Consider the following 21,300-nt stretch of genomic DNA (forward strand, 5'->3'; position numbering starts at 1 on the left):
ATTCACCTGGGCGTCCACCGCGTCCGGGCACCGCGCGGGCTGCCCTGGAGACCGCGGCGAGCGACCAGGTCAGTCCGGGACGTGGGCCGCCGTGACGCGGCCGGCGTCCGCCTCGGCACCGGCGGACGACGTGATCACCTCGGAGCGGTGGCCCTCCCGGTTCAGCAGGCCGCCCGTGACGGCGAGGCCGAGGCCGGCCACGGCGAGGGCCGCGCCGACCAGGGCGGGGGAGGTCCAGCCCCAGCCCGCCGACAGGGCCAGACCGCCGAACCAGGCGCCGCCGGCGTTGGCCAGGTTGAAGGCGGAGTGGTTGGAGGCCGCCGCCATGGTCGGGGCGTCCTTCGCCTTGGCCATGAGCAGCATCTGGACGGGCGTGGTGATGAAGGAGCCCAGCGCACCGATGAAGGTGATCGTCACCAGGGCGGGCCAGGTGCTGTGGACGGTGAAGGAGAACGTCACCAGCGCCGCGGCGAGCAGGGCGAGCCCCGCGTACAGCGTCGGGCGCAGGGCGCGGTCCGTGAGCGGGCCCGCGACCAGTGTGCCGAGCGTCATGCCGACCCCGTAGAGCGCGAGGACCAGGGTCGTCGAGGAGTCGGAGATGCCCGTCACGTTCGTCAGGATGGGCACGAGGTAGCTGTAGACGGCGAAGAAGCCGCCGAATCCCACCACGGCGACGGCCAGGCCGATCGCGACCTGCCGGTTGCCCATCGCCCGCAGCTCGTGCCGGACGCCGGACTGCCCGCCACGGGGCTGGTGGGGGACGAAGAGGGCCAGCGCGGCGAGCGCGGCGAGGCCGATGACGGCGATGGCGAGGAAGGCGGACCGCCAGCCCAGCTGCTGGCCGAGGGCCGTGCCGGCCGGGACGCCGACGATGTTCGCGACGGTGAGTCCGAGGAACATCCTCGAGACGGCGCGAGCGGCCCGCTCGGGGGCGACCAGCCGGGAGGCGACGACGGCGCCGACGCCGAACAGCGCCCCGTGCGGCAGCCCCGTCAGGAAGCGCGCGGCGAAGAGCGTGCCGTAGGCGGGGGCCAGCGCGGACGCGATGTTGCCGACGACGAACAGTCCCGTCAGGAGCAGCAACAGCCGCTTGTGGGGCACGCGCGCACCGATGCCCGTCAGCACGGGGGCGCCGACGACGACACCGAGCGCGTAGGCAGAGACGAGGTTGCCGGCGTCCGGCACGGAGACGCCGACCCCGTCGGCTATCTGGGGCAGCAGCCCCATGGTGGCGAACTCGGTCGTGCCGAGGCCGAACGCGACGACGGCCAGGGCCAGCAGAGCCAGGGGCATGGTGCGGGGAAACCTTTCGAAGACAGCGGGCCGGAAGCGAGGGAGGGGAAGGACGGAAGCCGTCCCCGGCTCTCGTGCCCGGTCGCGCTGAGCACCGTTGCCCGGCGCACCCCTGGACAGGGGAAGCCCATAGGAGTGGAGCAAGAACGGTGGGCCGCGCATTCCAAGATCGAGCCGCAGGTCTCCGTGACACGTGTCACGCCGCACCGGGCGGGCGTACCGTCCTCCCAACCCGCCCGGTGGTCGCCCGGTCACCGGGTTCCGCCGCCGGCCGGACGCCGGGGCGTGCCCGCACCGCGGTGCCGCCCGTCAACCGTGACCGCCCGGACGCGATCCGGGAGGCGCCGTACTCGCGCGCTCCACCAGCCGGGTCGACAGCTCCGTGCGGGTGCTCTCCGGGCGGTGGCCGTCCATCATGCGCAGCAGGAGGCGCAGGGCCGTCGCCGCCATCTCGGAGAGGGGCTGGCGGACGGTCGTCAGCGCCGGGGTGAGCCAGCGGGCCTCGGGCAGGTCGTCGAAGCCGACCACGCTCATGTCGTCCGGTACGCGCAGGCCCCGCTCGGCCAGGGCCGCGTAGACGCCGAGCGTCATCCGGTCCGAGCAGACGAAGACGGCCGTGGGCGGTTCGGGCAGGTCGAGGAGCTCGCGCATGCGGCGGCCGGCCGCGCTCTCGCCGGAACCGGTGTGCCGGACGTACTCGGGGCGGTGCCGCACGCCCGCGGCGGCGAGGGCCGAGCGGTAGCCGGCGATCCGCGCGTCGGCGCACGGCGTGTGCCGGCGGCCGGCGACGACCGCGACGCGCTCGTGGCGCAGCGCCAGCAGGTGCTCGGTCGCCGTCACCCCGCCCTGCCAGTTCGCCGCCCCCACCGACACGACACCCGCCGGCGGTTCGTGCACCGGGTCGATCATCACGAACGGGATGCGGTGCTGCGTCAGCCAGGCGTACTGCGGGTCGCTCAGCCCGGCCAGGTGGAACAGCACCCCTGACGAACCGCGCAGCACCAGTTTGTCCAGCCAGCCCCGCTCCGGCCGCTCCGGACGGCCGCCCGTGAGGGCGGCCGAGACGACGAGGTCCAGCCCCGCGTCGTCCGCCGCGTCCCCCGCGCCGTGCAGCACCGCGCCCGCCGCGGAGGTCTCCGGCGCGTGCACCACCAGGTCCACCAGACGCGGCGCCCGTCCGCCGTCGAACCGGGGTCTCCTGATGTATCCGAGCCGGTCCAGCGCCTCGGTGACGCGGCGGCGGGTCTCGGGAGCCACGTCCTCGCGGCCGTTGACCACCTTGGACGCGGTCGGCACCGAGACCCCCGCCTCACGGGCCACCACCGCCAGCGTCGGCCCGGCCGTCACCTTGGCGCTTCCCGTACGGACCATCGAGCACCCACCTCTCCACCGGATAGAAAGCGCTTCCTACTGTAGATCCGGCGCACCGGGGCGGGAAGAACCCTCACGGGCGCGAGGAATACCCGGAAGCCCTGTGGCGCTTTGAGTTACCGGCGGGTTCGCCCGGCCGGGGCGTGACGTGGCGCGGTGAAGGGCTGGTGGGCACATGACGGCAGCGGACCGGAGCAACCCCGTGGTCAGCACCCCGTACGGGGCCGTACGCGGCCGCTGGGAGCGTGACGTGGCCGTCTTCCGGGGCATCCCCTACGCGGCACCCCCGTTCGGCCCCCGCCGCTTCCGCCCTCCGGTCCCGCCGGACCGCTGGGACGGCGTACGCGAAGCCGCCGTCTTCGGGCCGACGGCCCCCAAGCCCCCGTACTCGGAGGCCTTCGCCCAGTACCTCTCCGACCCGGACATCCCCGGCGACGACTGCCTCAACCTCAACGTCTGGACCCCCGACCCCGCCCCCGGCGCCCGCATCCCGGTCCTCGTATGGCTCCACGGCGGCGCCCTGACCAGGGGCTCCTCGGCGGTCCCCGTCTACGACGGCCACACCTTCGCCCGTGACGGCGTGGTGTTCGTGTCGCTCAACCACCGCCTCGGCGTCGAGGGCTACGGCCTGTTCCCGGACGCCCCCGCCAACCCCGGACTGCGCGACCAGCTCGCCGCGCTCCAGTGGGTCCACGAGTCGATCGCGGCCTTCGGCGGCGACCCGGACCGCGTCACCCTCGGCGGCCAGTCCGCCGGAGCGATCAGCGCGGGAGCGCTCGTCGCCGCCCCGCAGGCCCGGGGACTGGTCCGCCGCGCCGTCCTGCAGAGCGGCCCGCCCGAGACCACCGACCGCGACAAGGTGCGGCGCATGGTCCGGCGCATGGCGACCCGTCTGAAGGTGCCCGCCACCGCCGAGGCCTTCGCCGGCGTCGACCGCGGGCACCTGTTGCGCGCCCAGGCCGACGTCGGACGGCGCAGCAGCCCGGTGCTCGGCGGCCCCGCCTTCGGCGTCGTCGTCGACGGCGACCTCGTGCCACGGGACCCCCTGGAGGCGCTCACCGGCGGCGCGGCCCCCGGCGTCGGCCTCCTGACCGGCTGGACCCGCGACGAGTACCGCCTGTGGCTCGTCCCCGGCGGCCTCGTGGAACGCCTCGACCGCCTCGGCGCGGTCGCCCTGGCCGGTGCGATGGCCCGCTGCCGCTGCGGCAGCGAGGTCCCGCGCGGCTACCGCGCCCTGCACCCGGACGCCGGCACCGCGGAACTCGTCGGCCAGATGGTCACCGACCACCTGCTCCGCGCCCCCTTGCACCGGCTCGCCGACGGACGCCAGGACCCCTCGTACGTCTACGAGTTCGCCTGGCCCTCGAACCGCCCCGGCATGGGCGCCTGCCATGCCCTGGAACTCGGCTTCGTCTTCGACAGCGGCCGCGAGCCCGCCGCCCGCAAACTCGCCGGCGAGGGCGCGCCGCAGGAACTGGCCGACGCGATGCACGGCGCGTGGGTACGGTTCGTCACCGACGGCTCGCCGGGATGGGAGCGGTGGGACCCCCGCCACCCGGTGCGCGTCTTCGGTGACGGTGACCCGCACACCGGCCACGGCCCCCGCGACCGCGAACTGGCCCTGTGGAGCGCGCCCGCCCCCGAGGAGCCCGCGCCGACCCCCGAACTCCGCTCCGTCATACGCCGCCTACGCCGCAACGGCGCGCTCCGCCGCACCTGAGGCCGATTCACTTCCCCGTCCGGCGCACCATCTCGGTGATCCAGACCGGAGCGTACGGTGACGTGCATCCCGGGGACGTCGGGTAGTCCTTGAGCACCTCCAGGCGCTCACCGATGTCGAGCGCGCGGGCGCGGTGTTCGGCGTGCTCGATCCCGATCTGCGCCAGGCAGTGGTTCATCGCCCACTGGAGGCGGTCCGGGGCGTCCTTCATCTCCGCCTCGACGACGTCGAGCAGCGCCCCGAGATCGAGGCCCTCGGGTTTCTTCGCCACGCGCTCGGTGGTGAGCGCCCAGCCGGCGCTCGCGACCACGGGATCCGGGTCCGCGGTCCAGGCGAGCCGCAGGTCCTCGGCGTGCGGGTTCTTCTTCACCACGTAGTTGACGAGCCAGTCGTGCACCTTGGGCGGGCGCGCCTCGCGCAGCATCCCGTCGAGCTCGTCACGCTCGAACGCCTTCGGGCGGCAGACCAGCAGCGCCAGCAGCCTCGCCGCGGTGTCGCCCGTCTGCCAGAGCCGGCGCGCGAGGTCCTGCTGGGTCTTCAGCCGCTTCGCGAGCGCGCGCAGCTTGCCGAGGTTCACCCCGTGGTCGTCGCCGTGCTTCTCGTTCACCGCGCGGACCTTCGGGTCCTCGAGCGCGGCCAGCTCGGCCATCACCTCGGTCAGCGTCGCCCCGGTCATCCCGGCCTCCCGTTCCTCGGATGCGGGCCTCAGCCTATGACGGGGGTTTGCATCTGTACCTGATGCATCCCGCCACCGGGCGTTGGTATCTCCCGGAGATGATTCGCAGGACGTCAGAGGCTGGTCACAGGTTGAACAGGAGAACGGCGAGCCCGAAGGGGACCCGCGCGAGTCTCTCGGAGGGCCAGTTCTTCGAGTACTCCATGGGGTTCGCCGAGTGGCTGTGGCGTTGGCTGAGCAGCGAGGAGGTCACAGGTCCGGGCGAGCGAACCGGCGACCAACGCGCTGCTGCACGGCGTACCGGCCGGCCGGGGCTTCCTGCTCAGGCTGCTGCCGTACGCCGACAGCGTCCGCGTCGAGGTGCACGACAGCGGGGGCGGTGCGCCCGCCGTGCCGCGGGGTGAACCCGACGAGAGCGGGCGCGGGTTGCTGCTCGTGGCCGGGCCGGCGGACACCTGGGGTGTGGGGGAGCGGGACCCGGGCAAGGTCGTGTGGTGCGAGTTCGTCACGGCTTCCGCAGGTCCCAGCGATCGACGCGACCGTCCGGCGCGCTCGGGTGCGGCCGCCGTGCCGTCACGCGGCGCCGGCCGGCAGTTCGACCTCCGCCCAGATGGTCTTCCCCTCGGCGCGGTGGCGCGTACCCCACCGCCGGGCGAACTGGGCGACCAGCAGCAGGCCCCGGCCGCCCTCGTCGAGCGTGCGGGCCCGCCGCAGGTGCGGGGCGGTACCGCTGCTGTCGTACACCTCGCAGATGAGCGCCGCTCCGCGGATCAGCCGTAGCTGGACGGGCGGTTGCCCGTAGCGGATGGCGTTGGTGACGAGTTCGCTCACCACGAGTTCGGCGGTGAACGCCACGTCCTCCAGGCCCCACGCGGACAGCCGGGCCGCCACCCCCGCGCGGGCGTCGCTCACCGCGGCTGGGTCGGACGGCAGGTCCCACGTGGCGACGTGGCCCGCGTCGAAGGCCCGCGTGCGGGCGAGGAGCAGGGCGACGTCGTCCTGGGGCTGCGTCGGCAGCAGCGTGCGGAACAAGTCGTCGCAGGTGGCCTCGAGGGATTCGGCGGGCTGCTCCAGGTACCGGCGCAGCCGGGCGAGGCCGCTGCCCAGGTCGTGCCTCGCGCCCTGGACGAGCCCGTCCGTGTACAGCGCGAGGAGGCCGCCCGGTGGCATGTCCCAGGCGAAGGTCTCGAAGGGCAGACCGCCCAGGCCCAGCGGCGGACCGGGACGGATGCCGACGAAGTCCACCGTGCCGGCGGGCGTGACGACCGCGGGCGGCGGATGGCCGGCGGTGGCGGCCGTGCAGCGGCGCGACACCGGGTCGTAGACGACGTACAGGCACGTGGCGATGAGGTCGGTGGGCACCTCCAGGTCGGGCCTGGGGGGCGCCGGTGTCTCCTCCTCGGACGCCACGTGGGTGACCAGGTCGTCGAGCTGCGTCAGGAGTTCGTCGGGGGGCAGGTCGACGTCGGCCAGCGTGCGGACGGCGGTCCGCAGGCGTCCCATGGTGGCCGAGGCCCGCAGGCCGTGGCCCACCACGTCCCCCACGACCAGCGCGACCCGGGCGCCGGACAGCGGGATGACGTCGTACCAGTCGCCGCCCAGCCCCGCCCGCGTGCGGGCCGGAAGGTAGCGGTGCGCCACCTCGACCGCTTCCTGGGCGGCGATCCGCCGGGGCAGCAGGCTCCGCTGCAGGGCCAGCGCGGTCTCGCGTTCGAGGGTGTAGCGGCGGGCGTTGTCCACGGCCACGGCGGCCCGGGCGCCGATCTCCTCGGCCAGCACCAGGTCGTCCTCCGTGAAGGGCTCCTCGCGGCGGTGCCGGACGAGGAGGGCCACACCGAGGGTGACGGCGCGGGCCCGCAGCGGGATGACCATGACCGAATGGACCCCGAAGGCCCGCACCACTCCCGAGCGGGCCGGGTCGGCCTGCTGCCAGGCCCTGATGGCCGGGTCGACGGTGCGGTGCAGCGACGCCTCGCCGGTGGCCATGCAGCGGGCGGGAGGCGTGGACGGGGGGTAGTCGTCCAGGTCACCGGGCCGGGCCAGCGCCTCGGGCACCCCGGGCAGCACGGACTGCTGCGCCGCCCGGCGCAGTGTGACGGCGCCGGTGGGGGAGGGGCGCGGCTCGATCCCCCGGAACAGGGAGTCCAGCAGGTCGACGGTGACGAAGTCCGCCAGCCGGCCCACCACCAGGTCGGCCATCTCCTGCGCCGTCCGCATCACGTCCAGGGTGGTGCCGATCCGTGTGCTCACGTCGTTCAGCAGGTTGAGCCGCTCCCGGGCGAGGTACTGCTCGGTGACGTCGAGGGCGGACAGCTCCAGTTGCCGTACCTGTCCGTCGGGGTCCAGGAGCGGGGACACGGTGATGGACCAGACCCCCTCAGGCGCGGTGGGCCGGGCCCTGCCCCGCTCGCGGAACTGCTCGGTCTCGCCCGTGACGAGCACGCGGCGCATGCTGTCCTCCACCTCCCGGCAGATGTGGGGAGGCAGGACGTCCGTGACCCGCATGCCCGCCATCCGCTCCTCGCTCAGGCCGAGCTCGTGCTGGGCGCCGGCGCTCGCCCGTACGGCCCGCAGCGCGGAGTCGAACACCATGACCGGAAGACGGCACTGTGCGAACGCCGCCTCCTCCGTCGTCCGGTCCGCACCCTGCGGCGGAAGAGGTGGCGTGGCCACGACGAGCCGCTGGGCGCGGCCCTCGCCGTCGACCCACGGGTAGGCCCGCAGCCGTACCTCCACCCGTCGGCCGTCCCGGTGCCGGAGCAGGGCCGTCGTTCCGTTCCGCCCGTCGAGGGCCGAGAGGACCCCCGCCCCGGTGTCCCTGCCGGTGTCCGCACCGAGCAGACGGTCCACGGGGCGCCCGATGGCCGCTTGCGGCGGATAGCCGAACATGCGCTCGGCACCCGGGCTCCACCCCGCCACGACGCCCCGGGCGTCGATGACGGCCGTGGCCGGGGCCGCCCGGTCCGGGAGGTCGCCGGCATCGCCGCCGAGCGGGATGGCGTCGCGCATGTGATCATCGCCGTTCTGCCCTCGGGGCCACCAGCGCCCGGGGCCGGGGCACCGGTGGTGCCGCGGACCGCCCCACCGCTGCGGTCCCGTCCCGCCGTGTCCCGACGCCCGGCGTCTCGCCCCCTCCCTCCACTTCTACCGTTCTTCACCCGTGCCCGCGCGTCATGCGCGGAGCGGAACGGCGACGGCCGACGGCCGGCCACCCTCCTCGCCCGGCGCCCGCCCTGGTCACAGCGCTCCCGCGTCCCCTGCCCCGCGTGCCATGCCGGGCACATGCCCATACCTTCCGCGTTCTTTAGCATGGTGTGAGCCGATTGATGCGGCGGGTGTGCCATCCGTCAGGGATGAGAACGCGGTGACGAGACAGCAGGACGCGTCCGGGCTGCCCGGCGTACAGGGAGCGGAGCGCGCCGACGGCCTGCCGTTCCACCCTCCCGCTCTGGCCGCCGCCCGCGCGGCGGCCGCGATCACGGCGCTGCTGGCCGCTCTGGTGGGCCTGGTGGGCCTGACCGGGTGGATCCTCGACACCGACGTGCTGAAGAGCGTGCTGCCCGGTGTCGCGGTGTCCATGAAGGCGAACACCTCCGTGGCTGTCGCGACGCTGGGAGTCTCGCTGTTCCTCGTCGCACGCGGCCCGCTCCGCCCGTGGACGACCGCGGCGGCCCGTGTGGCGGCGGTGCCGGCGCTGGTGATCGGGGCGCTCACGCTCGCGGAGTACGTCACCGGGGCCGGCCTCGGCATCGACGAGGTCCTCTTCGAGGACGACACGGCCGACGTCGAGACGGGGGTGCCCGGGCGGATGGGGCCGAACACGGCCGTCGCCTTGACGCTCGCGGGTGCGGCGTCCGCGTGCGCGAGTACACGCCGGCTTCCCGCGTGGGTCAGTCAGGTGATGGGGCTGGCGGTCGGGGCCATCGGCATGCTGCGGCTGTACGGGGCCGCGTACGCGGTGCCCGAGCTGGAGCGGTTCGGCGCCTACACGGGCATGGCCCTGCACACCGCGCCGGCCCTGGTCCTCCTGGGCGCGGCCGTCTTCCTGGCCCGGCCGGACGAGGGGCTGACCGGGCTCCTCATGAACGCGGGCACGACGGGCGCGCTGGGGCGCCGCCTGCTCGTCACCGCATTGGTCGTGCCGCCCCTGCTGGGCTGGGGCGTCCTGGCGGGCGAGGACGCGGGGCTGTTCGGGCCGCGGCTGGGGACCGCGCTGCTGGTGTGGGGCAACGTGGCCGCCCTCACCGTGGTGATCTTCGCGGCGCTGGCCATGGGTCGCCGCATCGAGGTGGCCCATGCCCGTCTCGCGTGGCAGGTGCGCCAGAACGAACTGCTGCAGGCCTTCATGGACCACACGCCCGCGGTGGTGTTCATCAAGGACCTGGAGGGCCGCTACCTGGCGGTCAACACGAGGTTCGAGGAGAGCCTGGGGCTGGCCCGCGACCGGCTGCTGGGCCGCCGCGACCTGGACGTCATGCCGGCCGGCCTCGGCCGTCACGCGAGGGACGCCGACCTCGCGATGCTGGCCGGGGGCAGGCCCGTGCAGCGGGAGGAGTCGCTCACCCTGCCCGGCGGTCCGCGGGAGTTCCTGACCACCCTGTTCCCGCTCAAGGACGCGTCCGGTGCCCCCTACGCCGTGTGCGGCGTGGTCACCGACATCACCGAACGCGTCGCCGCCCAGCGCGAGGTGGAGCGGGCGCAGCGGCGGTTCCGCGCGCTGCTGGAATCCGCACCCGACGCCACCCTCATCACGGACGGCAGTGGCACCGTCGTCATGGCCAACACACAGGTGGAACACGTGTTCGGGAGATCGCCGGGCGACCTCGTCGGCACCCGGGTCGTCGACCTGGCGCCCGTCGCGCGACGCCGGCGGCAGGGCGCCCTCCTCGACGCCTACCTGCGGCTGCGCGACCCGCAGCCGACGGTCGTGGACGAGAATCTGTACGGTCTGCACGGTGACGGCTCGCCGTTCCCCGTCGAGGTCAGCGTCAGCAGTCTCCAGGCCGAGCGGGAGACCCTCGTCGTGCTGTTCGTACGCGACATCACCGAGCGCAGGCGGGCGGAGGCCGAGCGCGCCGAACGGTACGAGCAGCACCGGCACATCGCCTACACCCTGCAGCACAGCCTCATGGGAGAGCCGCCCACCCTCGCGTATCTGCCCAGCGCGCACCGGTACCTGGCCTCCGTCCAGGACCCGGGGGTCGGCGGCGACTGGTTCGACATCATCCCCCTCGGCGGCCGCCGCACCGGCGTCATCATCGGCGACGTGATGGGCCGGGGACTGGAGGCGGCGGCCGTCATGGGGCAGCTGCGCGCCGCCTCCCACGCGCTGGCCCGCACGGGCGCGACGCCCAGCCGGCTGATGACCTCGCTGGACGCGTTCGTCGGCGACCTGGCCGACCAGCTCGTCACCTGTCTCTACCTGATCCTGGACCAGGACACGTGCGAGGTCACCGTCTGCTCGGCGGGGCACCTGCCCGTCATCGTCCTGCCTCCCGGCGGGGCTCCCGGCCGGCTGCGGACACCGGTCGGCGTGCCCCTGGGGGTCAACGAGCCGGGCGGCGGCGGGGTGCCGTTCGAGGAGGCGACCCGGCCGCTGCCGCCGGGCAGCGTCCTCGTCCTCTACACCGACGGGCTGGTCGAACAGCCCGGCACCGACATCGAGGCGCGGATCGACGTCCTCACCCACACCGTCGGCGTCACGCTGAAGGGCGCCCGCGCCGACCCGAAGATTCTCGACCGGGCGGCGGACCGGCTGATCAGTACCCTCATCACGGCCCCGGCCGACCACGACGACGACGTGACGCTGCTCCTGCTCGGCGTGCCCGGCCCGAACGGGCCGGACACCGACCGCTGACCGGGCGACAGGCGGGCTCGTACGGCGGGAGGGGGCGGCCGGTGCGTGGGGCGAGGCCGCTACGGCCGCTCCCGCAGCACCTCGGCGACCGACGAGACCGTCCCCGGCCCCACCCGGCAGCACCCGCCGATCAGCCGGGCCCCCGACTCCCGCCAGCCCGCCACCCGCCCCGTGGTGAACGTCGACCGGCCTTTCCAGGCCCGCGCCCCCGCGTCCCACGTCTCCCCGCTGTTGGGATAGACCACGACCGGTTTGCCGGTGACGCGGGCGGCGAGGGCGACGGCGTGGTCGGCGTCCTCGGGGGTGCAGCAGTTCACGCCGACCGCGATCACCTCGTCCGCCCGCGCGGCGAGCGCGAAGGCGTCCTCCAGGGGCTGTCCCGCGCGGGTCCGGCCGCCGGCCGCCGAGTAGGACAGCCAGGCCGGTGCACCGAGGCCGCGCAGGGCACGCAGCAGGGCCTCCGCCTCGTCCGTGTCGGGGATCGTCTCCAGGGCCAGCACGTCCGGCGCGGCGGCGGCCAGGACCTCCATGCGGGGACGGTGGAAGCGTTCCAGCTCCGTGACCGACAACCCGTACCGGCCCCGGTACTCGGAGCCGTCCGCGAGCATCGCCCCGTACGGTCCGACCGAGGCCGCCACCCACAGGGGGCGGGACGCCCGGGCCCGCCGGGCCGCCTCCCGGGCACACCCGACGCTCAGCGCGAAAAGTGCGGACGCCTCCTCCCGGCCGGTCCCGCGCCGGGCGAAGCCCTCGTACGTCGCCTGGTAGCTGGCCGTGATCGCCACGTCCGCGCCCGCCTCGAAGTACGCCAGGTGCGCCCCGGTCACCGCCTCGGGGTCCTCGGCGAGCAGCCGGGCCGACCACAGCTCGTCGCTCAGGTCGTGGCCGGCCGACGCGAGCTGGTTGGACAGGCCGCCGTCGAGGACGACCGTGCCGTCCGCGAGTGCCTCGGCGAGTGGGGGAGCGGTGCTCATACCGGCGACGCTAGCGGAGTCCCCCGTCACAGCGCGCCCTCCCGCCCCACTGCTGGGATGCTGGGGAGGGGGCACGGCCGAACAGGGGCGGTGAGTGCCATGACCGGGCTCGAAGAGGACGACTCCGCCGCGGCGGAGGACCACGCCGATCCACGCGGCGACCCGTTTCTGCGCACCCGGTTCGCCGTCCCCGCGCGCCCGGTGACGTATCTGCGGCGGGAGCGGCTGACCAGGCATCTCGACCAGGCCCTGCGCACCCCGCTGACCATGGTCAACGGCGCGGCGGGGGCGGGGAAGACCCTGCTGGTCGCGGACTGGGCGGCACGTCGCGTCCGGCTGCCGGTGGCCTGGCTCACCGCCGACGCGGCCGGGGACGGGCCCGGGGTGTTCTGGGCGTACCTGCTGCGGGCCCTGCGGACTGCCGGCGTAGCCCTGCCCGCCGGCATCGGTGTCCCGGCGGACGCGACCCGGGTGGGCCCGGCCCTGCCGGTCCGGCTCGCCGCGGAGCTCAGCGGCCGGGAGCGGCCGGTGGTCGTGGTGCTCGACGAGTTCGACCGCGTCACCGCCCCGGAGACCGCCGGGCAACTGGACTTCGTCCTGCGCCACGCCGGGACGGGGCTGCGCCTGGTCCTCGTCACCCGCACCGAGCCGCTGCTGCCCCTGCACCGCTACCGGGCCGCGGGCGAGCTGACGGAGATCAGGGGCGCGGAGCTGGCCTTCACCTCTCATGAGGCGGCCCAGCTGCTGGAACTGCACGGACTGCGACTGCCCCCGGCCGCGGTGAGCGCCCTCGTGGAGCGCACCGGAGGGTGGGCCGCCGGGCTGCGGCTGTGCGCCCTGGCGGCCGGACAGAGCCCGGATCCCGAGGTCTACCTGAAGGAGTTCGAGGCCGACCGCAGCACGGTCGCCGACTTCCTGCTGGCGGAGGTGCTCAAGCGGCAGGACGCCGGGACCCAGGAGCTGCTGCTGCGGGTGAGCGTGCTCGACCGGTTCGGTCCCGGTCTCGCGAACGCGGTCACGGGACGCGACGACGCCGAGGCCGTCCTGGCCCGGCTGAGCCGGGAGAACGCCTTCGTCGAGCACCTCGGGCACGGCCTGTACCGCCTGCACCCCCTGTTCGCGGAGATACTCCGCGCCCACCTGCGGATGCGCCGGCCCGGAGCCGAACCCGGACTGCACCGCCGGGCCGCCGCGTGGCTGCGGCGGTCAGGGGCCCTCGGTGAGGCGCTCGCGCACGGGGCCGCCGCCGACGACTGGGAGTTCACCGCCGGTGCCCTGATCGACGATCTCGCCGTCGGTCAGTTCTTCACGGGGCCGCGCTCCGAGGCGATGGCCGAGCTGTTCGCGGCGATGGGGCAGGACAGCGCGGGGCCCGCCCCGGAGCTGGTGCGGGCGGCCGGCCTGCTGGCCCGGCGCGACGTCGACGGAGGTCTGGCCCATCTGCGCCGGGCACGGCACGAACTGGCGGGATACGACGGCACGGCGGACGAGGCGGCGGCCCGGTTGAGCTGCGCCCTGCTGGAGGCCCTGGCCGCCCGGCTGGCCGGTGCGCCGGACCGGGTGGAGGACGCGGCGCGCGCGGCCGAGGGGTTGTGGGACGCGGTCCCCGAGCTGCTGGACCGGCATCCGGAGGTCACCGCGCTGCTGCTGGACCATCTGGGCTCCGCCAGGCTGTGGGCCGGGCACTTCGAGGAGGCACGGGCCGCCCTGAACAGGGTGGCGGACTCCGTCCCGGGAGCGGCCACCGCACTCCCGCGCGAGGACTCGCTGGGCCGCCTCGCCCTGATCGACCAGCTGAACGGCTGGCCCGGCAGGGCCGAACGCAGGGCACGTGAGGCCCTCGCGGAGACCGAGCGGTTCGGGCTGCCCCGGTCCTCCGGCTCCGGAGTGGAACGGCTCGTCCTGGCCGCCGTCGCCGTGGACCGTGACGAGCTGGGGCAGGCCCAGGCCCTGCTCGACACGTCGGCCGATGCGCATCCCGCGCTCCGCGACCCCGTCCTGGAGGCCTGCCGCGCGCTGACGACCGCGCGCCTGCACCTGGCGCGCGGTGATCCCGGCGCCGCGCTGAGGGCGGTGGAACCGGAGGTGCCCGCCGACGTCGCCTCGCCCTGGGTACGGTGTGGGACGGCGCTCGTCGCGGCCGCCGCGCATCTCGCCGAGGGCCGGGCGCGGACGGCGGCCGGGCTGCTGGCGCGGGTGCCCGACGGGCAGGTGGCGTGCGCCGTGGAGGCCGCGCGGGTCCAGCTCGCCGCCGGCCGGACCGCGGCGGCCGTATGTCTGCTCGACCGTGTGGACCCGGAGGGGCGGGCCGGCCCCGCGGTGACCGTCCGGGCCGCGCTGGTGCGGGCGCAGGCCGCGGACGAGGCGGGAGACGGCGAGACGGCGCGCGGACTCGTGGGGCGGGCGCTGGCGGAGGCACGCCGGGAGCGGCTGCGGCGGCCCTTCGCCGAGGCCGGGCCGTGGATCCGGCCCTATCTGCGGTCGGCGTCACCGCACCGGCCGACGACCGGCCGGCCCGCACCCCGCTCCGGTCCGTCCCGGCACGAGCCGCCGCCCCCGGTCGTCGAGGAGCTGAGCGGACGCGAGCGCGACGTCCTGCGGCGCCTGGCCCTGACGATGTCCACGGAGGAGATCGCCGCCGACCTGTACGTGTCGGTGAACACGGTGAAGACCCACCTCAAGAGCGTCTACCGGAAACTGACGGTCAACCGCCGCAACGAGGCGGTGCGCCGCGCCCGTGAACTGGACCTGCTATGACCGGAGGGACACCGTGAGGCACTGGCGCACGCCGACCGTCCTGGGAACCGCACAGTTCCTGATGGTCCTCGACACGTCGGTCATGACGGTCACCGTGGCGGCGGCCGTCGTGTGGCTGCCGGCCACCATCGACCCGGTCGTCGACGACGCCCAGTTCGCGGGAGCGATGGCCCTGCTCGGCGTCGGCATGGGGCTGTTCGCCTCGCAGCTCGGCAACGTCGTCCAGTCCAGCGCGGGGGAGGACGAGCGCAGCGAGGCGGGCGGACTCCAGTACACCGCGCAGAACCCGGGCTCGGCGCCGGGCACCGCGCTGATGGGATCGCTGCTCGTGGGCTCCCTGGCGCAGGCCTTCACCTCGTACGTGGAGGACGACGCCCGGCTGTCGCAGGAGGCCCGGCAGCAGGTCGGCATCGCCCTGGATGCCGTAGTCACCTTCGTGCCGACCGAACAGGTGCGCGCGGCGGCCACCAGCGCCGGACTGCCGCCCGAGGAGGTGGAGGCCGTGACGGACTCCTACGCGTCGGCGCGGCTCGACGGACTCGAAGCGGCGATCCTGCCAACCGGTGGCGTCACTCTCGCCGGCTTCCTGGTCACACCCCGCCTTCCGGGCCCGGCGCCCGGGCGTCCTCGGTCCGGCGGGCGGGACGGGGCCGGCCGGAGGGTGCCGTGACGGCCGGCGCCGGGCACGGGGCGCACGCGGACTACACGGGCGGCGTGTACGGGTCCATGCTCGCGGCCTCGGTGATCGTCGGGGCCGGCACCCTCGGCTCGTTCCCGCGCCTGGAGTTGATGCTGCTGCTGTTGCTCACCGGCGGGGTGTTCTGGATCGCGCACGTGCACGCGCAGCTGTTCGGGGCGCGGCTGGCGCAGCACGGCCCCGACCGTGCCGTCGTCCTGCGGGTGTGCCGGGAGGAGTGGACGATCGTCAAGGCCGCCGTGCCGCCGGCGGTCGCCGTGGGCGTCGGCCCCGTGCTCGGCCTCGGTGTGCAGGGCGGCCAGTGGCTCGCGCTGTCCGTCGCCGTGACGGGGCAGGTGGGCTGGTCGGTCGCGGCGGCCCGCCAGGCCGGCGCGACCCGGCGTCTGCTGGTCCTGTCGGCCGCGGTGAACCTCGTCCTGGGACTGGTGATCCTGTCGTGCAAGCTCTGGCTGAAGCGCTGAGGGGAATGGATCGCGGCGGGGCCGAGGGACCTCTCACCTGTACGGGGTGAGCCGGGCCGCCGCCCTGGGACGGACGATTGCGGGGTACGGGCGCGGCCCGCCTGTTCCAGGCCACCCGGGGAGCGGCTCATGCGCTACGAAATCCGTGTGGACGGGCATCTCTCGGAACCGCTGATCAAGGTGTTCCCGGAACTCGACCACGTGACCATGTCGGGGCAGACCCTGCTGTTCGGGCATGTCGTCGACGAGGCGCACCTGTACGGGCTGCTGGCCCGCTGCCAGTCCCTCGGCCTGCGGATCCTGGAGATGCGTCAGGTACCGGAGTGAGCCCTGCCGGGCGGGTCACGCGCTCCGGGCGTGCACCCTGCCCGACCGGACGGCGGCGGCCAGCGCCTCGAAGTCACGCTCGTTGCGGTCGGCGTAGTCCTGCGCGAACCCGGTGAGCGCCCGGTCGAAGCGGTCGCCGCGCCCCAGGTAGGCGGCGATGGCGACGGGATCGCCCGAGCGGGCGTGCGCCCGCGCCAGACTCGCCCCGCACAGCCGCGCGAACAGCCGCAGCAGGCCCGGATCCATGGTCTCCGGGCGGGCGATGCCCTTCCAGTCGCGCAGCTGACGCACGTAGAAGTCACGGGGGCGCCCGTCGAGACCCACGGCGTGCGTCCAGCCCAGCAGGATGTCGCTGGTCGTCTGGATCAGCCGCTGCCCGGCCACCACGCGCCGGCCCTGGTTGTCGAAGGGTTCGCCGTCCGTGTGCGGGGCGAGCACCGACTCCTGCGCCTCCTTGGCCTGCAGCAGCAGGGGATCGTCGTCGTCCCTGCCGAGCAGGAGCACGATCCAGCAGCGCGTGCCGACACTGCCGACGCCGACCACCTTCCGTGCCACGTCGACCAGGTGGTAGCGGCCCAGCAGGTGCCGGCGCTCCGACGACAGCGAGCGCGCGTAGCCGTCCAGGACCTCGCGCAGGGCCTTCTCCTCGGTGGAGGGGACGTCCAGCAGGTCGCGCAGCGGCGTGATCAACGGCGGGTCCCCGGCGATGCGCCGTCCTTCCGGCGTGACCCGGGTGAGCTTCGCGAACGCCTGGAGATGCGTGCGGGTCCGGGCGCGCCGGGTCGCCTCGGTGGTGCGGCGCCGGGCCTCGTCGTCCAGCGACGAGGCCATGAGCTCGCGCAGCCGGTCGGCGTCGTCCTGCGCGTACCAGATGTCGAGGGTGCGCATCCCGGCGAACTCCCGCATGCGACGGCGGTACGCGGCCACACAGGCGCGCACCGCGTCGTCCTGCTCGTCGAGGGCGAAGCCGTTCGCCCGCCCGGCGATGGCGAAGCTCGCCGCCAGCCGCTTGACGTCCCACTCGAAGGGACCGGCGAGAGTCTCGTCGAAGTCGTTGACGTCGAAGACGAGACGGCGCTCGGGGGAGGCCAGCAGGCGGAAGTTGAGCAGATGGGCGTCACCGCAGAGCTGCACGGTCAGCCCGGTGTTCGGAGCCGGCCCGAGGTCCGCGGCCATGACGGCCGCCGCGCCCCGGTAGAACCGGAAGGGGGACTCGAGCATGCGACCGTAGCGGATCGGCACCAGCTCGGGAAGACGGGTCGCGGACTGCCGTTCGATCACGCCGACGGGGTCGGGCCGGTCCCGGGGCTCCTCGAACGAGCCGTGGGAGGCGCGCGGGGCGCGGCCGCGCGCGCCTCTGCCGTGCGCGGCCCGCTCGGCGGGCGACAGGAAACCGCTGAAGGGACCCGGTACGGCCATCGCTGTCTCCCGCCTGCACCCCGGACGACACCTGCTCGCCGCCCAGTCCACCGCGCCCGCGCCACGACCGGATCACCCGCCGTGGGTGACCCGGCGACGGGAGCCGGGCGGAAGGCTGGTCCTGCGCTCGCGCCGCGCCGGGCGCGCCCCGTACTACGCGGGAGGTGGAGCCATGGCCGTGACAGGTGGTCCGGCGCCGGGGGCCGGACACGGGTACGTGTCCGGCGGTGCCGTCCCCGGTTCACCGGGCGGTCCCGCCGACGTCCTGGCGGCACTGGGACGCTCGTGGACGTGGATGCTGGCCTCCGCGGTCGCCACCCTCGTGCCGGGCGTCATCCTGCTGGTGTGGCCCGACACCACGCTGCACGTCCTCGCCGTGCTCATCGGCCTGTACCTGCTGGTGACCGGGGTGTTCCGGTTCGTCGGGGTGTTCGGCCGGGAGGAGCAGGGCGAGCGGCTGCCCGGGCTCCTGCTGGCGGTGCTGTACGTCCTCGCCGGGGTGCTCTGCCTGCGCAACCCGCTGCAGACCATCGCCGCCCTCTCCCTGATCACCGGGGTCGTCTGGCTGGTGTCGGGGATGCTCACCCTCTTCACGGCGCTCGCCTCGCGGGACCTGCCGCACCGCGCCGTCGTGCTCGGGGCGGCGCTGCTCGCCGTCGTCGCGGGCATCGTCGTCCTGGCCCTGCCCGCCGAGTCGGCCCGGGCGCTGACCCGGCTCCTCGGCCTGTGGCTCGTCCTCCTCGGGCTGGTCGAGGCGGCCGTCGCCCTGGCCTGGCGCTCCGCACTGCGCAGGTCCGGCATCGGGTCCCCGGGCCCCGCGGGCACGGCGTGAGACACCACCGGCGCACGGCTTCACCCGTCCCGGGTGAGGCGGCGGGGGACAGGCGGACGGACGCTGACACCAGGGGGATGACATGTCGGGCGCAAGCCCGGGACGGAGGACGGAGATGAGCGGCGCCATGGACCTCGCGTACGACTATCCCCTGCTGAGCGCCTTCTGGACCATGCTGATGCTCTTCCTGTGGATCGTGTGGCTGGTCCTGCTCTTCCGGGTCGTCGTCGACATCATCCGCGACGACGCCCTGAGCGGATGGGCCAAGACCGGCTGGCTGGTGTTCACGATCGTCCTGCCCTTCCTGGGTGTCTTCGTCTACGTGATCGCCCGCGGCAAGAACATGGGGCGCCGGGAGATGGCGCAGGCGCGCGCACAGCAGGAGGCGTTCGACGCTTACGTCCGTGAGGCCGCCGGAGGCGCCGGCGGACGGTCCAGCAGTGTCGACGAGCTCGCCCGGCTGTCCGAGATCAAGGCACGCGGAGACATCTCGGACGACGAGTTCCGCAGGGCGAAGGAGCTGGTCCTGAGCGGCCACGGCCCGGCGGAACACCCGGGCCCGTTCACCTCGTCCGCGGGGCGCTGACCGCACGACACCGAATCGAGGAACCGGCCATGGCAACAACACACGGAGCGCGGGGCACGACCGGCACGCACGCGCCGTCGGCGAAGCGGCAGTGGGCCGAGGGCCTGACGGTCTTCGCCGCCGTCTCGCTCATGATCGTGGGAGTGCTCGACATCCTCCGGGGCGTCATGGGCATCGCCGAGGACGACGTCTTCGTCGCGACGCAGGACTACGTCTTCGAGTTCGACCTCACCGCCTGGGGCTGGACCCACCTCGTGCTCGGCGCCCTCGCGGTGCTCGTCAGCCTCGGTCTGGTCCGGGGAGCGCTGTGGGCCCGTGTCGCGGGCGTGGTGATCGCCGGGCTCCTCATCATCGCCAACTTCCTGTCCCTGCCGTACTACCCGGTCTGGTCCGTGGTGATGATCGCCTTCTCCGGGTTCATCGTCTGGGCGCTGTGCGTGGCGCGTCCGGGTTCCCGCTCCGAACGCTGAGCGGCGACGCCGTGGCGCGGACCGTCGCCCGGAGGGACGTGGCGTGGGCGGGACCGGCGCTCCTGGCCCTGGCGGCCGGTGCGCTGGTCCCGCTCGCGGCCGCCGGCCCGCGCGGTGTGCTCTGACCGTGGTGGGCGCTCTCCCGCTCCGGGACCGTCCGCGTCCTGGGCACGGTGCTGCGCGCGGCGGCCCTGCTGACGGTGCCCGCGCCGTACGCCGCGGGCGGGCTGCTGGGGCCTGCCGCCCTCTGCCTGGCGCTGTGGGCGCCGGCGGTGGGCGCGGCGCGGGCGGCGGTTGCGCCGGAGCTCACCGAGCCGGACAGCACCCGCCGCCGGACCGTCCCCGGGCACTGCTGAACCCGCGCTCGGGCGGCGGCAAGGCCGGCCGCCTCCACCCGGCGGACCGGGCGCGCGCGGCGGGCGCCCGGGACCACGCTGCAGACCCTGCCCGGGCTGCTGTCCGGCCCGTCGGGGCACCGGCTGCGGATGCGGGCGGGCGGGACGCGCGTGGAGGGGCTGCGGGCCCTACTGGTCAGCAACAACCCTTACGCGCGGGCGGCCGACGCGGCCCGGCCCGGGCGCCGGGAGCGGCTGGACTCCGGCCGGCTCGGCGTGCTGGGGGTGCGGGTGGCGAGCCCGGTACGGGCCGCCGGTCCGGCGCGGGGGCCGCACGCGGCCGGTCTGCTGCGGCTTCACCGCCGAGGAGGTGGTCGTGGAGGCGGACGTACCGGCCGTCCCCGCCGGTGTGGACGGGGGCGCATCCGGACCGCCAGGGGGCTGCCGGGGAGCACGTGCTGTTGCCGGTGCCGGTGGTGTGCCGGATCGCCCCGCGGGCGCCGCGGGTCCGCGTCCCGCGCGGCCGATGGGGTACGTGGTGGGGCAGCGGTGCCCCCGGGTGGCCGCGGGTGACCGGGCCGGCGCCGGGACCGCGGGCGGCGACGCCCGGTCCGTGAGGGGGAACGACGGGACGACGGCCCCCGTGGGGGCCGGGAAGGCGGTGGAGATGTGCCGTTGGCTCGCCTATTCGGGCACGCCGATCCTGCTGGACAGCATCCTCTACAAACCGGTCCACTCACTCATCGACCAGAGCCTGCACGCCAAGATGGGCGTCGAGACCACCAACGGTGACGGGTTCGGCGTCGGCTGGTACGTGCCGGACAAGGACACTCCGGCCGTCGTGCGGGACACCGGTCCTGCCTGGAGCGACCGCAATCTGCGGGAGATCGCCGAGCACGTCGTCTCCCCCCTCTTCTTCGCCCACATCCGGGCCTCGACCGGCACGGCGGTGCAGCAGACCAACTGCCACCCGTTCCGGTACGGCCGCTGGATGTGGATGCACAACGGGGCGATCGCCGGCTTCCACCTGCTCCGCCGCGACCTCGCCCTGTCCGTCGCGCCGGAGTTGTTCCCGTACATGGAGGGGTCCACGGACTCGGAGATGATGTTCTACCTGGCGCTGACCCTCGGCCTGGAGCAGGACCCGCCCGGTGCCGTGGCCCGGATGGCCGGCCTGGTGGAACGCGTCGGCCACGAGCACGGTGTGGAGTTCCCGCTGCAGATGTCCGTCGCGGTGACCGACGGCGTGCGCCTGTGGGCGTTCCGCTACTCCACCCGGAAGGAGTCGCGCTCGCTGTTCTACAGCACGCGCGTGGACACGCTGCGGTCCCTCCACCCGGACGTGGCGTTCCTGCGCGAGATCGCCGACGACGCCCGGCTCATCGTCTCCGAGCCCCTGGGCGATCTGCCCGGTGCCTGGAACGCCGTCCCCGAGGGCACCTACGGCGTGGTGCAGCCCGAAGGGGACCGGATGCACGCGTTCGCGCCCGCGTAGAAGGCGGTTTCTGTCCGGCCTCGCCGGACC

General features: G+C 74.6%; 16 protein-coding genes and 2 pseudogenes. 12 read left to right on the forward strand and 6 right to left on the reverse strand.

The window, feature by feature from the left end:
• Positions 1–69: 69 nt before the first annotated feature.
• Both F1615_RS01855 and F1615_RS01860 read right to left on the reverse strand, forming a co-directional pair.
• Complete coding sequence (locus tag F1615_RS01855; RefSeq protein WP_149547054.1) at positions 70–1,293, reverse strand: MFS transporter; 1,224 nt, start codon at positions 1,291–1,293, stop codon at positions 70–72.
• Positions 1,294–1,602: 309 nt separating this feature from the next.
• Positions 1,603–2,664, reverse strand: a complete 1,062-nt coding sequence (locus F1615_RS01860) for a LacI family DNA-binding transcriptional regulator (protein ID WP_149547055.1) — start codon at positions 2,662–2,664, stop codon at positions 1,603–1,605.
• A 175-nt stretch (positions 2,665–2,839) separates the two neighbouring features.
• Between F1615_RS01860 and F1615_RS01865 the strand changes: the two genes are divergently transcribed.
• Positions 2,840–4,384 carry a carboxylesterase/lipase family protein gene (locus F1615_RS01865; RefSeq protein WP_149547056.1) on the forward strand — a complete coding sequence of 515 codons (1,545 nt, stop codon included), beginning with the start codon at positions 2,840–2,842 and terminating at the stop codon, positions 4,382–4,384.
• A gap of 7 nt (positions 4,385–4,391) precedes the next feature.
• On the opposite strand, the gene F1615_RS01870 is transcribed toward F1615_RS01865, so the two are convergent.
• On the reverse strand, positions 4,392–5,060 hold the full coding sequence (locus F1615_RS01870; RefSeq protein WP_149547057.1) for a DNA alkylation repair protein: 669 nt from the start codon (positions 5,058–5,060) through the stop codon (positions 4,392–4,394).
• A gap of 264 nt (positions 5,061–5,324) precedes the next feature.
• Between F1615_RS01870 and F1615_RS36105 the strand changes: the two are divergent.
• A pseudogene (locus F1615_RS36105) lies at positions 5,325–5,561 on the forward strand (ATP-binding protein); the annotation flags it as partial.
• Positions 5,562–5,633: 72 nt separating this feature from the next.
• Here F1615_RS36105 and F1615_RS01880 read toward each other — a convergent pair.
• Positions 5,634–8,069 (reverse strand): SpoIIE family protein phosphatase, encoded by a 2,436-nt coding sequence (locus F1615_RS01880; protein WP_149547058.1) that lies wholly within the window; start codon positions 8,067–8,069, stop codon positions 5,634–5,636.
• 355 nt (positions 8,070–8,424) lie between these two features.
• On the opposite strand from F1615_RS01880, the gene F1615_RS01885 reads away from it, so the two are divergent.
• Positions 8,425–10,917, forward strand: coding sequence for a SpoIIE family protein phosphatase (locus F1615_RS01885; protein WP_149547059.1), 2,493 nt, complete (start codon positions 8,425–8,427; stop codon positions 10,915–10,917).
• A 59-nt stretch (positions 10,918–10,976) separates the two neighbouring features.
• On the opposite strand, the gene mmuM is transcribed toward F1615_RS01885, so the two are convergent.
• Positions 10,977–11,891, reverse strand: coding sequence for a homocysteine S-methyltransferase (gene mmuM / locus F1615_RS01890; RefSeq protein WP_149547060.1), 915 nt, complete (start codon positions 11,889–11,891; stop codon positions 10,977–10,979).
• 99 nt (positions 11,892–11,990) lie between these two features.
• Here mmuM and F1615_RS01895 point away from each other — a divergent pair, with 99 nt between their 5' ends.
• The 4 genes and pseudogenes from F1615_RS01895 (at position 11,991) to F1615_RS01910 (ending at position 16,133) form a co-directional block, all read left to right on the forward strand.
• On the forward strand, positions 11,991–14,648 hold the full coding sequence (locus F1615_RS01895; protein ID WP_149547061.1) for a LuxR C-terminal-related transcriptional regulator: 2,658 nt from the start codon (positions 11,991–11,993) through the stop codon (positions 14,646–14,648).
• A gap of 88 nt (positions 14,649–14,736) precedes the next feature.
• Positions 14,737–15,318: pseudogene (locus F1615_RS01900) on the forward strand (MFS transporter); the annotation flags it as partial.
• A gap of 56 nt (positions 15,319–15,374) precedes the next feature.
• A complete protein-coding gene (locus F1615_RS01905; protein WP_244328621.1) occupies positions 15,375–15,806 on the forward strand; it encodes a hypothetical protein in 432 nt (143 codons plus the stop codon).
• A gap of 129 nt (positions 15,807–15,935) precedes the next feature.
• Positions 15,936–16,133: a hypothetical protein gene (locus tag F1615_RS01910; protein WP_149547063.1), complete on the forward strand. Its 198-nt coding sequence runs from the start codon at positions 15,936–15,938 to the stop codon at positions 16,131–16,133.
• Between the two features lie 15 nt (positions 16,134–16,148).
• Here F1615_RS01910 and F1615_RS01915 read toward each other — a convergent pair whose 3' ends face one another.
• Positions 16,149–17,552 (reverse strand): DUF2252 domain-containing protein, encoded by a 1,404-nt coding sequence (locus F1615_RS01915; RefSeq protein ID WP_149547064.1) that lies wholly within the window; start codon positions 17,550–17,552, stop codon positions 16,149–16,151.
• A gap of 172 nt (positions 17,553–17,724) precedes the next feature.
• Here F1615_RS01915 and F1615_RS01920 point away from each other — a divergent pair, with 172 nt between their 5' ends.
• The 5 genes from F1615_RS01920 (at position 17,725) to F1615_RS01940 (ending at position 21,270) form a co-directional block, all read left to right on the forward strand.
• Entirely contained in the window at positions 17,725–18,384 is a 660-nt protein-coding gene (locus tag F1615_RS01920) for an HdeD family acid-resistance protein (RefSeq protein WP_149547065.1), read from the forward strand.
• Between the two features lie 115 nt (positions 18,385–18,499).
• Complete coding sequence (locus tag F1615_RS01925) at positions 18,500–18,970, forward strand: SHOCT domain-containing protein (RefSeq protein WP_149547066.1); 471 nt, start codon at positions 18,500–18,502, stop codon at positions 18,968–18,970.
• A gap of 29 nt (positions 18,971–18,999) precedes the next feature.
• Positions 19,000–19,440 (forward strand): DUF7144 family membrane protein, encoded by a 441-nt coding sequence (locus F1615_RS01930; protein ID WP_149547067.1) that lies wholly within the window; start codon positions 19,000–19,002, stop codon positions 19,438–19,440.
• A 173-nt stretch (positions 19,441–19,613) separates the two neighbouring features.
• Entirely contained in the window at positions 19,614–19,796 is a 183-nt protein-coding gene (locus tag F1615_RS01935; RefSeq protein WP_149547068.1) for a hypothetical protein, read from the forward strand.
• A 646-nt stretch (positions 19,797–20,442) separates the two neighbouring features.
• Positions 20,443–21,270 carry a class II glutamine amidotransferase gene (locus F1615_RS01940; RefSeq protein WP_149547231.1) on the forward strand — a complete coding sequence of 276 codons (828 nt, stop codon included), beginning with the start codon at positions 20,443–20,445 and terminating at the stop codon, positions 21,268–21,270.
• Positions 21,271–21,300: the final 30 nt, after the last annotated feature.

Source organism: Streptomyces marokkonensis (assembly GCF_008312835.1).
Classification (GTDB): Bacteria; Actinomycetota; Actinomycetes; order Streptomycetales; family Streptomycetaceae; genus Streptomyces; species Streptomyces marokkonensis_A.